The sequence below is a fragment of the Mesobacillus subterraneus genome (genome assembly GCF_023715485.1).
Classification (GTDB): domain Bacteria; phylum Bacillota; class Bacilli; order Bacillales; family Cytobacillaceae; genus Mesobacillus; species Mesobacillus subterraneus_B.
This window is the reverse complement of the sequence record NZ_JAMBOF010000008.1, coordinates 76,205-89,450: the sequence shown is the minus strand read 5'-3', so window position 1 is coordinate 89,450 and position 13,246 is coordinate 76,205. Positions and strand designations below refer to the sequence as shown.

At 42.5% G+C, this 13,246-nt stretch carries 11 protein-coding genes; 8 read left to right on the top strand and 3 right to left on the bottom strand.

Annotation, left to right across the window (positions count from 1 at the left end; all coding sequences use genetic code 11):
• Nucleotides 1-164 precede the first annotated feature (164 nt).
• The 4 genes from mce (at nucleotide 165) to M3204_RS13255 (ending at nucleotide 4,319) form a co-directional block, all read left to right on the top strand.
• Complete coding sequence (gene mce / locus M3204_RS13270; RefSeq protein ID WP_251482590.1) at nucleotides 165-578, top strand: methylmalonyl-CoA epimerase; 414 nt, start codon at nucleotides 165-167, stop codon at nucleotides 576-578.
• A gap of 1 nt (nucleotide 579) precedes the next feature.
• Complete coding sequence (locus tag M3204_RS13265; protein WP_251482589.1) at nucleotides 580-2,130, top strand: acyl-CoA carboxylase subunit beta; 1,551 nt, start codon at nucleotides 580-582, stop codon at nucleotides 2,128-2,130.
• Between the two features lie 74 nt (nucleotides 2,131-2,204).
• On the top strand, nucleotides 2,205-3,326 hold the full coding sequence (locus M3204_RS13260; RefSeq protein ID WP_251482587.1) for a tripeptidase T: 1,122 nt from the start codon (nucleotides 2,205-2,207) through the stop codon (nucleotides 3,324-3,326).
• Nucleotides 3,327-3,836: 510 nt separating this feature from the next.
• The gene (locus M3204_RS13255; protein WP_251482585.1) at nucleotides 3,837-4,319 is read left to right on the top strand and encodes a chemotaxis protein CheW; all 483 of its coding nucleotides are present in this window, start codon (nucleotides 3,837-3,839) and stop codon (nucleotides 4,317-4,319) included.
• Between the two features lie 48 nt (nucleotides 4,320-4,367).
• On the opposite strand, the gene M3204_RS13250 is transcribed toward M3204_RS13255, so the two are convergent.
• Complete coding sequence (locus M3204_RS13250; RefSeq protein WP_251482584.1) at nucleotides 4,368-6,080, bottom strand: methyl-accepting chemotaxis protein; 1,713 nt, start codon at nucleotides 6,078-6,080, stop codon at nucleotides 4,368-4,370.
• Between the two features lie 180 nt (nucleotides 6,081-6,260).
• Between M3204_RS13250 and M3204_RS13245 the strand changes: the two genes are divergently transcribed.
• From M3204_RS13245 to M3204_RS13235, 3 genes are all read left to right on the top strand, one after another.
• Nucleotides 6,261-7,553, top strand: coding sequence for a DNA polymerase IV (locus M3204_RS13245; protein WP_251482582.1), 1,293 nt, complete (start codon nucleotides 6,261-6,263; stop codon nucleotides 7,551-7,553).
• A gap of 136 nt (nucleotides 7,554-7,689) precedes the next feature.
• Nucleotides 7,690-9,099, top strand: a complete 1,410-nt coding sequence (gene gndA / locus M3204_RS13240) for an NADP-dependent phosphogluconate dehydrogenase (RefSeq protein ID WP_251482581.1) — start codon at nucleotides 7,690-7,692, stop codon at nucleotides 9,097-9,099.
• Nucleotides 9,100-9,260: 161 nt separating this feature from the next.
• Entirely contained in the window at nucleotides 9,261-10,004 is a 744-nt protein-coding gene (locus M3204_RS13235; protein WP_251482580.1) for an alpha/beta hydrolase, read from the top strand.
• Between the two features lie 531 nt (nucleotides 10,005-10,535).
• Here the strand turns inward: M3204_RS13235 and M3204_RS13230 are convergent.
• Nucleotides 10,536-11,279, bottom strand: a complete 744-nt coding sequence (locus tag M3204_RS13230; protein WP_251482579.1) for a YwaF family protein — start codon at nucleotides 11,277-11,279, stop codon at nucleotides 10,536-10,538.
• A gap of 143 nt (nucleotides 11,280-11,422) precedes the next feature.
• On the opposite strand from M3204_RS13230, the gene M3204_RS13225 reads away from it, so the two are divergent.
• Nucleotides 11,423-11,629, top strand: a complete 207-nt coding sequence (locus M3204_RS13225; RefSeq protein WP_251482578.1) for a zinc ribbon domain-containing protein — start codon at nucleotides 11,423-11,425, stop codon at nucleotides 11,627-11,629.
• 50 nt (nucleotides 11,630-11,679) lie between these two features.
• Here the strand turns inward: M3204_RS13225 and zwf are convergent, their stop codons facing one another.
• Nucleotides 11,680-13,179, bottom strand: coding sequence for a glucose-6-phosphate dehydrogenase (zwf, locus tag M3204_RS13220; protein ID WP_353056046.1), 1,500 nt, complete (start codon nucleotides 13,177-13,179; stop codon nucleotides 11,680-11,682).
• Nucleotides 13,180-13,246: the final 67 nt, after the last annotated feature.

The following is a 13,246-nucleotide window of genomic DNA, read 5'->3' as shown; positions in this document are numbered from 1 at the left end:
AGTTAGATGGCAAAAGTGTTTTTAAAATCCCTATCCCTAATATTATGCCAATCAATATTTCTTTTTTCAATATGAAATCTGTATTTAAATAAGAAGGATTTGTGACGCTTATAGCGAATAGTTAAATGATTAAGTATATTCAAATAGTATTTGGAGGGAACCACATGATTAAAAAGGTCGACCATATCGGCATTGCTGTCAAATCTCTTGAGCATGCCCTCCCATTTTATACAGATGTGCTAAAGCTGCCATTATTGGGAATCGAGGAAGTAGCTAGCGAAAATGTGAAAGTCGCTTTTCTGAAAGCCGGGGAAACAAAACTGGAACTCCTTGAGCCCTTATCAGAGGATAGTGCAATCGCCCGTTTTATTGAAAAGCGCGGAGAAGGAATCCATCATGTAGCATTGGGTGTGGAGTCCATCCAGGAGCGGATTAACGATATGAAGGAAAATGGCATTAAAATGATCCAGGATGTTCCTAAAAAAGGAGCTGGAGGAGCGCTTGTAGCTTTTATGCATCCTAAATCAACTGGAAGCATTCTATACGAATTATGCGAGAAAAATAAGGAGGCTGAATAACATGCCTGATATATACGAAAAAATCAATGAACTATATGATCGCCGCAGGGAAATTGAGCTTGGCGGCGGAGATGAACGGATTGAAAAGCAGCATGAAAAAGGCAAGCTGACCGCACGGGAGAGAATAGAATTGCTTGTTGATCGAGGAACTTTCGTGGAACTGAACCCATTCATCCAGCATCGAAGCACTGATTTTGGTCTTGAGAACCAAAAGGGTCCTGGTGACGGTGTTGTAACCGGTTACGGTAAAGTGAACGGCAGGCCAATTTATTTGTTTTCACAGGACTTCACAGTGTTCGGCGGCGCTTTAGGCGAAATGCATGCAAAGAAAATCGCTAACGTTATGGATTTAGCAGCTAAAAACGGAGCGCCGTTTGTCGGGCTTAATGATTCAGGTGGAGCAAGGATCCAGGAGGGAGTCGTTTCACTTGATGGCTACGGGCAAATCTTCTACCGAAATTCAATCTATTCTGGTGTCATTCCCCAGATTTCTGTCATTATGGGTCCATGCGCTGGAGGAGCGGTATATTCGCCAGCCATTACCGATTTCGTGTTCATGGTCGAAAAAACAAGCCAGATGTTCATCACTGGCCCGAAGGTAATCGAAACAGTTACCGGAGAAAAAATCTCTGCGGAAGACCTCGGTGGTGCGATTGTCCATAATACGATCAGCGGCAACGCTCATTTCCATGGTCAGTCTGAAGAAGAGACATTGCAGCAGGTAAGGCTGCTCTTAAGCTATCTGCCGCAAAACTATGAAGAAAAGCCGCCGCGACTTGAAGCGGACGACATGGAGGACTACCGTCCAGACCTGACTGATGTGATCCCGTTTGATGCTGTTAGGCCATATGATGTCCGGAAAGTAATCGAGCAGGTTGTTGATGCGGATTCGTTCCTTGAAATACAGAAGGACTTCGCCAGAAACATCGTCATCGGTCTCGCGAGAATCAAAGGTGAAGTTGTCGGTCTTGTCTGCAACCAGCCAAAGGTGATGGCAGGCGGACTAGATATCGACTCATCTGATAAGGCATCGAGATTTATCCGGTTTTGCGATTCATTCAATATTCCAATTATCACATTTGAGGATGTTACCGGATTTTTCCCGGGCATAAAGCAGGAGCATGGCGGGATTATCAGACATGGAGCAAAAATTCTCTATGCTTATTCTGAAGCAACCGTCCCAAAGCTGACGGTTATTTTACGAAAAGCATATGGCGGCGCTTATGTCGCGCTGAACAGCAAGTCGATCGGCGCAGACCTTGTTTTTGCTTGGCCAAATGCTGAAATAGCGGTCATGGGATCACAAGGGGCTGCGAATATTATTTTTGCAAAGGAAATTCAGAACAGCGATAATCCTGATGAAACAAGGCAGCAGAAAATCGATGAATACCGTGAAAAATTCGCGAACCCATATGTAGCAGCCAGCCAGGGAATGGTCGATGATGTCATTGATCCACGAGAAACCCGAATCAAGCTGATCCAGGCGCTGGATATGCTCCGCACTAAGAAGGAAGATAGGCCAGGCAAAAAACATGGCAACATCCCGCTTTAAGATTTTGTATTTGGTATTGCTATTCAATTAGCGGTATACTCAAAGAGTATATACATAATTGGAGGTCGGCTTAGATGATTAATAACGAACGTTTATTGAATGAGTTTTTGGAGCTGGTCCAAATTGACTCTGAAACAAAGTATGAAACGGAAATTGCCCGCATCCTTAAGCAGAAATTCACTGATTTGGGCGTTGACGTATTCGAAGACGATACGACTGCCCAGACGGGACATGGCGCAGGCAACCTTGTCTGCACATTGAATGGAACTAAGGAAGGAGTAGACACTATCTATTTTACTTCCCATATGGATACTGTAGTTCCTGCCAACGGAGTAAAGCCTTCCATCAAGGACGGATATGTTGTGACAGATGGAACAACAATTCTTGGTGCTGATGATAAAACTGGTCTAGCGGTAATGTTGGAAACAATCAGAGTGTTAAAAGAACAGTCAATCCCTCATGGAACCATCCAGTTCATTATTACGGTGGGGGAAGAATCAGGTCTTGTTGGAGCTAAGGCACTTGACCCATCATTAGTAAAAGCTAAATATGGTTATGCACTTGACAGTGATGGCAAGGTTGGAAACATTGTAGTTGCTGCACCGACACAGGCAAAGGTTGCTGCTGTTATCCATGGTAAAACAGCTCACGCTGGCGTTGCTCCTGAAAAGGGTATCTCCGCAATCACGATTGCTGCCAAGGCTGTTGCGAGAATGCCGCTTGGCCGTATCGATGAAGAAACAACTGCTAACATTGGGCGTTTCCAGGGTGGCACACAAACAAATATCGTATGTGACCATGTTGAAATTCTAGCTGAAGCCCGTTCTTTAATACCTGAAAAGATGGAAGCTCAGGTAGCGAAAATGAAGGAAGCATTCGAATCAGCTGCACAGGAAATGGGCGGCAAGGCTGATGTGGATGTTCAGGTAATGTACCCAGGATTTAAGTTCGGCGAAGGTGATCTTGTCGTGGAACTTGCAAGAAAGGCGGCTGCGAAAATTGGCAGAAGCTCAGAATTGCTGCACAGCGGCGGCGGAAGCGATGCTAACGTTATTGCCGGATTCGGCGTACCGACAGTCAACCTTGCTGTGGGTTATGAAGAAATCCACACAACAAATGAAAGAATGCCAATCGAAGAGCTGGAAAAACTTGCTGAGATGGTTATCGCATTGATTCAAGAAGTAGCAGCACAGTAAATAATGAGAAAAAGTGGGCTTCCTGCAAGGGAAGCCCTTTTTTTTACGAACATACAGGTTTTAATAGACATTTCAAAGAGGAGTGACAATCAAAATGTCTAAGAAACGGGTTTTAATAGACATTTCAGGGAGGAGTGACGATCAAAATGTCCAAGAAATGTGTTTTCTTAGACATTTCAGAGAGGAGTGACCCTAAAAATTTCCAAGAAACCAAGTTTAATAGACATTTCAGAGAGAAGTGACTGTCGAAATGTCCAAGAAACGGGTTTTAATAGACATTTCGAAGTGGGTCGAGCGTCAAAATGTTCAAGAAACCAGGTTTAATAGACATTTCAGAGAGAAGTGACTGTCAAAATGTCCATTAACCGCATTCTTTTTTAATTAGTTATAAAGATGATACTAAAGAATCCGATATAATACGTGGAATGATCCACCTGATTAATCACTATGCATCCGATTTAATCTATTAATATTTAGTGATAGAACTTTAAATAAAGGAAGTGAACTCCAATGGCTGAAAGTACTAAGACGGTTGTGTTTCAAGCAGGGAATGAAGAATACGCTTTTCCGATTCTTTTCGTTGTATCGATTGAAAAAATGGAAGGGATGACTGCAATCCCGCATATGCCCGACTATGTCACCGGGATTACGAAGGTAAGGGGAGATTTGGTTCCGGTCATTGATCTGGAAAAGGTCCTTTATAACCGGGATATTCAGGCAGATGACAAAACGAGGCTGATCGTACTGGAGACATCGGATATTTCGTTAGGTGTCCTAGTCAGGGATGCGAAGGAAATCCTTGAGATACCTCAGGAAAACTTGAAACAGCCAGGTCTGATCGCCTACCAAAATACTAAATTCATTACTGGCATCGCCAACTTTGAGAAACGGATGATCATGGTCATTGATCCGGAAACCCTGATCCAGTCACTTGAGGGAATCAAAGAGATTAAGGACTATATGAAGAATCAAAAACAGGAATTACATAACTAGTGTGTGATATGAAAACAAGCTGGCCCCCGCGGGCCAGCTTGTTTTGGTTTATAATTTAAAGCTGGAGAATGATTTCCTCAGGTCCTCAGCCATGCTGGATAATTTGTTGGATGACTCCAACAGCTCCTGCATGGTAGCGTTCTGTTCCTCTGTAGTAGCTGCTACCTGCTCGAGGAATTGCGCGGACTTTGAAGATGCGGTGATGACTTCGGTTGCAGACTGGGCCATGAATTCCATCTTTTCATTCGCATTCATGACGGCGCTGTTTACCTTATTCCCATTCAAGCTGACCTCCTCGATCGATTGAGCTATTTCTGTGAAGATGGCCGCCACTTTCTCAACAAGTTCATTGCCTTTTTGGACGGTCACCTGGCTTTCATCCATAACATTTACGGCCTGGTTCGTTTCTTTTCCAGTTTGTTCTAGGATTGTGCGGATGCTGTCTGCCGCTCCAGCTGATTGTTCGGCAAGTTTGCGCACTTCCTGGGCCACGACACCGAAGCCTTTCCCATGCTCCCCGGCTCTTGCCGCTTCGATCGCTGCATTCAATGCCAATAAATTTGTCTGATTTGAAATATCTGTGATGATCTCAATGATCCGATGAATTTCCTGAGAATTGTTCTTCAGGGAATGAATCACCTTGGCCAGTTCTGTGACCTTTCCATTGATTTCATCCATCTGTTCTGTCACATTGATGGCATATAGTTTTCCCTGCTCAATCTTTTGCTTTGTGTCAGAAGTGGTTTGCAGGGTTTCATGCATTGAACCAGTAACTTCGATTAATTGTGAAGACACATTTTCAACTGCTTCATTGGTGCGTTCCGAAATTTTCACCTGCTCATCTGAGGCAGAGGCAACTTGCATGATCGATGTTGTAATTTCATTGTTTGCTTCTGTGGTGGCTTCTGCATTTTCCTTTAGATTTCTCGACATTTCATTTACCTGGTCAGATGACGCCAAAATGCTGGAAATGGAAGCTTTAAGGTTACCGGATAATTGATTCATTGCCTGGATGATCTGACCCACTTCGTCCTTGCTCTTTGCCTGCAACGCTTTTACATTCAGCTCCCCTGCTGCGAGCTTCTTACAGTAAGCAACAACATCCTTAAGATTTTTGCTGATGCTGCGGGAGACAAAGTACATTGCCACAGAAGAGATGATAAAGGCGATGATGATGAGGATGAAAGTATTACGGATCATGGTAGCAATTGAAGAATGGGTTTCCTTCATGATCCTGGTCCTGTCATCCAATATCGATGTCCGGAGTTCGTTTAACTTTTCGATATTCATATCCCGGATGGTTTCTGCCTTGTTAGTCAGGCTGATTTGAGTATAGATATCAACCTGTTCAAAGTTTTGACGGAATTCTTCGACAGTTTTTAAAATATCGTCTTCCCAAACAGTATTCATATGCTGGTCAATCTTCACAATTGCATTGAGAACTGTTTTGGCTTCCTCTGATTTTACGTATGTATTCAGGCTTTCTGAAGAAGATTTGAACTGCTCGGACTCTTTATTGTACAAATCAATTAGCTCTGGTTTGGGATCCGTTATGTAATCAGTAATTATAATGTATTTCTGGCGAAAAGAAGATGACATTTCACTAATCATGATGGCGTAATCACTTTTCTCCTCTGCCAGGTCGATCGCATCCTGTAGGTTGCTCAAAACACTGGACAAATAAATAAAACTGCCCAGGAAAATGACCATGATAAATGCGAAAACGCTTGCATACTTTCTGCCAATGGACCAATGCTGCATAAAAACTCCTCCGTCTAGGTATATCTATTTAAACATTTTATCGGGTTTTTCAGGGGAATCTTTAACCTTTCCCTTGATTTCTTCACATAAAATTCAAATTTAACTTCCAAACTCCGATGAAGTAAAACTTCGGTATTTTTGATAAACTAGAAGGGAACGTATATTTGGGAAGTGGCCATAATGAAAGAAATGTACCCAAAAAAGGGCAGAGTTATTTTACATGTCGATATGAATAGCTTCTATGCTTCAGTAGAAATGGCATATGACCAGGAGTTAAAAGGGAAACCGCTCGCGATTGCTGGGAATCCGGAAGAGCGCCGCGGAATCATTGTTACCTGCAGCTATGAAGCGCGGAAATTCGGAGTCAGGACGACAATGCCGTTATGGGAGGCGAAGAAGCTTTGCCCCGATTTAATCATAAAAAAACCTAACTTTGATCGATATCGTTCAGCATCTGCGGCTATGTTTGATCTATTGCGACAATACACCGAGCTTGTTGAGCCGGTTTCGATTGATGAAGGCTATTTGGATATAACCGATTGCTCTGATATTGGCTCACCGATGCAGATCGCCGAAAGCATCCAGAAGAGGATTCTTGATCAACTCGATTTGCCATGCAGTATTGGGGTCGCACCTAATAAATTTCTTGCGAAAACCGCCTCAGATATGAAAAAGCCTCTTGGCATTACGGTTCTAAGAAAGCGGGACATCCCAAGCGTACTTTGGCCGCTTGAGGTAGGGCAGATGCATGGAGTAGGAAGCAAGACAGCGGATAAACTAAACAGTATCGGAATCGAAACAATCGGCGAACTTGCTAAGGCAAATGACATACAGCTAAAAGGCTTGCTCGGCATCAACGGCATAAGGTTGAGAGATAGAGCTAACGGCCTGGATAATCGCCGTGTCGATCCCGAATCAGTCTATGATTTTAAGAGTATTGGAAATTCGACAACACTGCCGAGAGATATTTCTAACCAGCAAGAACTCCTGAAGGTGCTGGATAAGCTTTCAGAACAAGTAGCTGCAAGAATGAAGCGAAAGGAAGCTGTCGCTACAAATATCAGCGTCACGATTCGCTTTAAGGACAGGAAAACCATCACAAGAAGCCATAAGCTCGAAAATCCTGTTTCCAGGCAGGATGATATTGCCGCAGCCGCTAAAACTCTCTTTTTAAAGCATTGGAATGGGGATTCCGTAAGGCTGCTGGGCATAACAGGCACTGACCTTCTTGATGCAGATAAGGCTGTTAAGCAGCTTGACCTTTTCTCTTATGAGCATGATGCCAGGAAGGAACCACTTTTCAATACAATGAGTCTGCTGCGGGAGAAATACGGGAAAAATATTATTGAAAGCGCAGGTTCCCAGGTGAAAAAGCCGCACCTTAACGAGAATAAAAGTGCAGGAACAAGCTTCAATAAAGATTTTCTCCAGGAGCGGCGGCCAAACGACGAGACTGATAAAAAAGAAAAGTAAGATGCGTTTAACGGGCCCTCTTAAAGTCAAAATAAGTAAGGGGAAAACCGGTTTGTTTGCAACACTCACTTATCATTGCTAAATTAGAGTGTATGAATTAAAAATTATAGCTTTAACCAGAAGGGACGTTGTAAAGATGTCGAAACAACAAATTGGAGTCATAGGCCTTGCTGTCATGGGTAAAAACCTTGCGATGAATATCGAAAGCCGGGGCTATTCTGTATCCGTTTATAACCGTTCAAGAGAAAAGACGGATGAAATGCTTGCTGAGACAAAAGGAAAGAGTATCGTTGGTACTTTTACAATTGAAGAGTTTGTGCACTCATTAGAAAAACCGCGTAAAATTTTGCTCATGGTCAAAGCAGGCGCAGCGACTGATGCAACCATTGATCAACTGAAGCCTTATCTTGAAAAGGGCGATATCATCATAGATGGCGGGAATACATATTTTGCCGATACACAGCGACGCAACAAGGAATTGAGCGAGCTTGGCCTTCACTTCATTGGGACAGGAGTATCGGGCGGGGAGGAAGGTGCGCTTCATGGTCCTTCCATCATGCCTGGCGGACAAAAGGAAGCATACGATTTAGTTGCTCCGATTTTCCAGGATATTGCTGCTAAAGTAAATGGAGAAGCATGTACAACTTACATTGGACCGGATGGAGCAGGCCATTATGTGAAAATGGTCCACAATGGCATCGAATATGGGGACATGCAATTGATCTCTGAATCGTACTTCATGTTAAAGCATATTCTCGGCTTAAGTGCAGAAGAGCTGCACCAAGTATTTGCCGATTGGAACAAAGGTGAGCTGGACAGCTATTTGATTGAAATTACAGCTGACATATTTACCAAAAAGGATGAGGAAACAGGTAAACCTCTTGTCGATGTGATTCTCGATACGGCAGGACAAAAAGGTACAGGAAAGTGGACAAGTCAAAGTGCGCTAGATCTTGGTGTGCCGCTGCCAATCATTACTGAATCCGTTTTTGCCCGCTTCATTTCTGCGATGAAACAAGAGCGCGTTGAAGCAAGCAAAGTCCTTAATGGACCAGAATCAAAACCATTCGATGGAGACCGTGAGGCATTCATCGAATCAATCCGCAAAGCATTGTACCTCAGCAAAATTTGTTCCTATTCGCAAGGCTTTGCCCAAATGAGAGCAGCTTCTGAAGAATATAACTGGGATTTGAGCTATGGTGAAATCGCAATGATTTTCCGCGGAGGCTGTATCATCAGAGCGCAGTTCCTTCAGAAAATCAAGGAAGCGTACGACCGGGACCCTGGCTTGAAAAACCTGCTGCTTGATCCGTATTTCAAAGAAATTGCTGAAGGCTACCAGCAGTCATTGCGAGAGATTATCTCTGCAGCGGTTATGAACGGAATTCCGGTACCAAGCTTCTCTGCAGCCCTATCATACTTTGATAGCTACAGGACCGAAACACTTCCTGCCAACCTGATTCAGGCACAGCGCGACTACTTTGGTGCGCACACCTATCAGCGAATTGACAAAGAAGGTATTTTCCACACAGAGTGGATGGAATAAAAAATGCAACAGCGAACCTTGTGTTCGCTGTTTTTTTTGGTGATAAATCGAGTAAGTAGAAAAATTTAATCTTGTGAAAGAGTAAGGAATATAAGGGAGGTTTTATATAAAGGGAAGCGAATTCTATTAATGTAGGAAATTTTAAGAGCGGAGGGATGAACATGACAGAACATTATCCAATTTTGCAAGGCGCCGAACCTTTTTACTTTGAAGGAAGTCGTGTTGGAATTTTAGTTTCTCACGGATTTACTGGATCAACCCAGAGCATGCGGCCGTTAAGTGAGGCATATGCTGCTGAGGGATTTACGGTTTGTGGACCTCGTCTTAAAGGGCATGGTACACATTATGAAGATATGGAGCAAACCACTTATCGTGATTGGATTGCCTCAATAGTAGAGGGGTACAAGTGGTTAAAAGAACGGTGTGATACAATTTTTGTCACTGGCCTTTCAATGGGTGGAACGTTGACGCTGTATATAGCCGAAAAATATCCGGATATCCGCGGGATTATCCTGATAAATGCTGCTGTTGATATTCCAGCGATGGAGCCGGTTCTTCAGTTAGAAGGGACAAGGTTTTTAGATGCAATTGGCTCTGATATCAAAAAGCCTGGAATAAAGGAGCTCGCCTATGAAAAGACCCCAGTTCGATCCGTTAAAGAAATTCTGTCATTAATGGCAGAAGTCAAAGGCAATCTTTCAAAGGTTTCCTGTCCCGCATTAATTTTTGTTTCTGAAGAAGATCATGTAGTTCCTCCTGACAATTCACAAATAATTTATGATGGCATTAATTCCGAAACGAAAGAGATTCATTTTCTGAAAGAGAGTTATCACGTTGCTACTTTAGACAACGACCAGCAGGTAATCATAGAAAGAACAGTGGATTTTATAAAGAAAGTTCTTTAGGATACATGTTATATGTCTACAGTTTTGTTATTATTTATCCAAAAAACGAAATTGAACACAAGAAGGTAAAAACAGTTCGCTGCTTTGCCCGAAAATGCGAGAAAGAACCGAAAACGGTAAAAGCAGGTCCTCTGCATTGCCCGAAAATGCGAGAAAGAACCGAAAACGGTAAAAGCAGGTCCTCTGCATTGCCCGAAAATGCGAGAAAGAACCGAAAACGGTAAAAGCAGGTCCTCTGCTTTGCCCGAAAATGCGAGAAAGAACCGAAAACGGTAAAAGCAGGTCCTCTGAAATTGTCCGAAAATGCGAGAAAGAACCGAAAACGGTAAAAGCAGGTCCTCTGCTTGACTCCCAAAATGCGAGAAAGAACTCAAAACGGTAAAAGGAGAGTAAACAACTGATGTCTATCCTATTGAGAATTTCTACCCAAGAACAAAGGGGTTCGGAATGAGACCATTCCGAACCCCTTTTATCGACAAACTGAGGTGACATATTATACGTCTCCTTTCTGTCATTTAGAGAGAAATACACTCAAATTTTATCAACAGAAGGATAAGAATCTCCCCTGCCGGTTTTTTCTCGATTTCGTAAAAGCAGCCATGCGGTGAAGCTTAAAAAGAACAATAAACTTTCCAATGAAAAGATATACCATGGGTAAGGACCAAGTAAATCTAAGAAACTTGGGCTTTCTGGCTTATGTCGCAGAAACCAGTAGTTACCATCCGCCTTTTTGTTTACAAACAAGATAACAGGCAAAAGCAGATTAATAAAGACAATGACTTTGACCACTGAACTGAAAGTAGGGAAGTACCCTTTAGCCCATGTGAAATATAAAGTTACCCAGACAACCATCATATGCGCATAGAAAAAGTGGAAAAATCGAAAATGAGGAAAGTCGTATGTTAAGGCAGGAGTAATTATAGCTTGCGTTGCACCCAATAAAGCAATGAAAAATAATAATTCAAAGAATACTTTCTTTCTAGTCAATAACAAAACAATAGATAACAGGAGTCCGATATTACACAATTCCAACGGCATTGATCGGCCTAATTTCCAAATACCATGAACATACATCCATACATGATTAGCGATCTCAATCAGGATTAAAGAAAAGCTGACTCCTATTTCTGCTTTTCGCCATTTATCATTCTTCAATTGATGCCGGCATAGGAAAATAACAACTGAAACAGTTACAAAAATAGCTAAGATCACTAAATGACTTTGAGAAAATATATCAAAATCGAAAGTCGTATTACTAGGACCAAACCACTCCATTATTTCACCTCTGGCTTGAAAATTGAACAAACATAAGTTGTCCCTTTCATAAAATCTTTATACGGCAATTCTATTTATAACTGAAACCATTTTTCTCCAGAATCGTATATGTTTTATAGTTTGATTAAGGGAGATGGGTAATAATGAGTGGAAAAGGCTGTATAAAATGTGGAAGCATGGACGCTGGGAAAAAGGATGTGGCGATGACTGGTACCGGCTTGTCCAAGATGTTTGACATTCAGAACAATCAATTCACAGTAGTGTTTTGCAAGAAATGTGGTTATTCGGAGTTTTATAATAAAGAAGTTTCAGCAGGCTCTAATATTCTTGATTTCTTTTTTGGAGGCTGAGCAAGAAAAATCCCGCCTGATTATTTTCAGTGCGGGATTTTGTGTTATTTTTAGCATTTTTCAACATCGATTTCGGTAATTGACCACCAGAAGAATCCATCTTTTTCGAGCAGCTTGTCTGCTGCGTCAGGACCCATTGAGCCTGATGGATAGTTAGGGAAGTGTGGCTCTTTTGTGTTTTCCCATATTTCTGAAATGTTGTCGACGAAGCTCCATGACAGGGCGACTTCATCCCAGTGGGTAAAGTTGGTAGCGTCACCGCGCAATGAATCGTACAGAAGTTTTTCGTATGCTTCAGGAGTATTGATGCCATCAATACCTTTATTTGCGAAATTCAGTTTTACAGGGGTTGCTTTTGTACCCTGACCTGATTTTTTTGCATTCAAGTGAAGTGTAATCCCTTCTTCTGGCTGGATATGAATCACCAAAAGGTTTGGATTCACCGTCTTTTCTGGCTGATAATACAAATCCATTGGGATGTCCTTGAATTGGATTACGATTTTTGTAGACTTTGCCTTCATCCTTTTTCCGGTACGGATGTAAAAAGGCACTCCAGCCCAGCGGAAGTTATCGATCATCAGCTTGCCAGCGACAAATGTCTCGGTGTTAGAATCAGGATCAACCATATCTTCCCGGCGGTAAGCTGGGACTTCTCCATCATTCATCGTACCATTATCATACTGTCCGCGGACAAAGTACTCATTGACTTCCTCACCTTTTATTGGGCGGAGGGCACGGAATACTCTAACTTTTTCCGAGCGGACCTCATCTGTTGTCAATTTGATAGGCGGCTCCATTGCGAGCAATGAAACCATTTGGAGCATATGGTTTTGAACCATGTCACGGAGCGCTCCGCTCTTTTCGTAATAACGTCCGCGCTCTTCCACACCAAGCGTTTCACTGGATGTAACCTGGATGTTAGAAATATAACGATTATTCCAGAGCGGTTCGAACATGGCATTCGCAAAACGGATAACCTCGATATTCTGAACCATTTCCTTGCCAAGGTAGTGGTCAATTCGGTAGATTTCATCCTCTGAAAATGCAGTCCTGATTTGCTTGTTCAAAACTTTAGCTGATTCTAGATCATGGCCAAATGGCTTCTCGATGACTAGGCGTTTAAAACCGGATACATCTGTAAGCTTATCCTTCTTTAAGTGCTCGGCGATCGTACCGAAAAATTCAGGTGCCATCGCCAGGTAGAAAATCCTGTTGCCGTTAAGTCCATAGTGGCTGTCCATTTCTTCCGCAAGCTTTCTCAGGGCGATATAAGAACTGGAATCGGTCACATCATGGGAATGATAATAGAATTTGGATACAAACTCGTCGATATTAGCTTCAGACGCTCCATTTTCTTTCACAGATTCTTTTACCTTCAGCTGGAATTCTTCATTAGACAATGAACGGCGGGCAACGCCAATGACCGCGAACTTGTCCAGCTTTCCTTTTTCAAACAAGTTATAGAGGGAAGGGAACAATTTACGGTTTGCCAGGTCTCCCGTAGCCCCGAAGATCATGATTAAAGCTGTTGGTTTTTCGGTGTGTGCCACAATATAGAACCTCTCTTTATGTGAATTTAATGAATATGTATAAAAACACTTTACAAATATAAAATTT

What these genes read in the sequence shown, in the direction of transcription:
- mce (WP_251482590.1), top strand. Translation starts at nt 165, where the DNA reads ATGATTAAAAAGGTCGACCATATCGGCATTGCTGTCAAATCTCTTGAG.
- M3204_RS13265 (WP_251482589.1), top strand. Translation starts at nt 580, where the DNA reads ATGCCTGATATATACGAAAAAATCAATGAACTATATGATCGCCGCAGG.
- M3204_RS13260 (WP_251482587.1), top strand. Translation starts at nt 2,205, where the DNA reads ATGATTAATAACGAACGTTTATTGAATGAGTTTTTGGAGCTGGTCCAA.
- M3204_RS13255 (WP_251482585.1), top strand. Translation starts at nt 3,837, where the DNA reads ATGGCTGAAAGTACTAAGACGGTTGTGTTTCAAGCAGGGAATGAAGAA.
- M3204_RS13250 (WP_251482584.1), bottom strand. Translation starts at nt 6,080, where the DNA reads ATGCAGCATTGGTCCATTGGCAGAAAGTATGCAAGCGTTTTCGCATTT.
- M3204_RS13245 (WP_251482582.1), top strand. Translation starts at nt 6,261, where the DNA reads ATGAAAGAAATGTACCCAAAAAAGGGCAGAGTTATTTTACATGTCGAT.
- gndA (WP_251482581.1), top strand. Translation starts at nt 7,690, where the DNA reads ATGTCGAAACAACAAATTGGAGTCATAGGCCTTGCTGTCATGGGTAAA.
- M3204_RS13235 (WP_251482580.1), top strand. Translation starts at nt 9,261, where the DNA reads ATGACAGAACATTATCCAATTTTGCAAGGCGCCGAACCTTTTTACTTT.
- M3204_RS13230 (WP_251482579.1), bottom strand. Translation starts at nt 11,279, where the DNA reads ATGGAGTGGTTTGGTCCTAGTAATACGACTTTCGATTTTGATATATTT.
- M3204_RS13225 (WP_251482578.1), top strand. Translation starts at nt 11,423, where the DNA reads ATGAGTGGAAAAGGCTGTATAAAATGTGGAAGCATGGACGCTGGGAAA.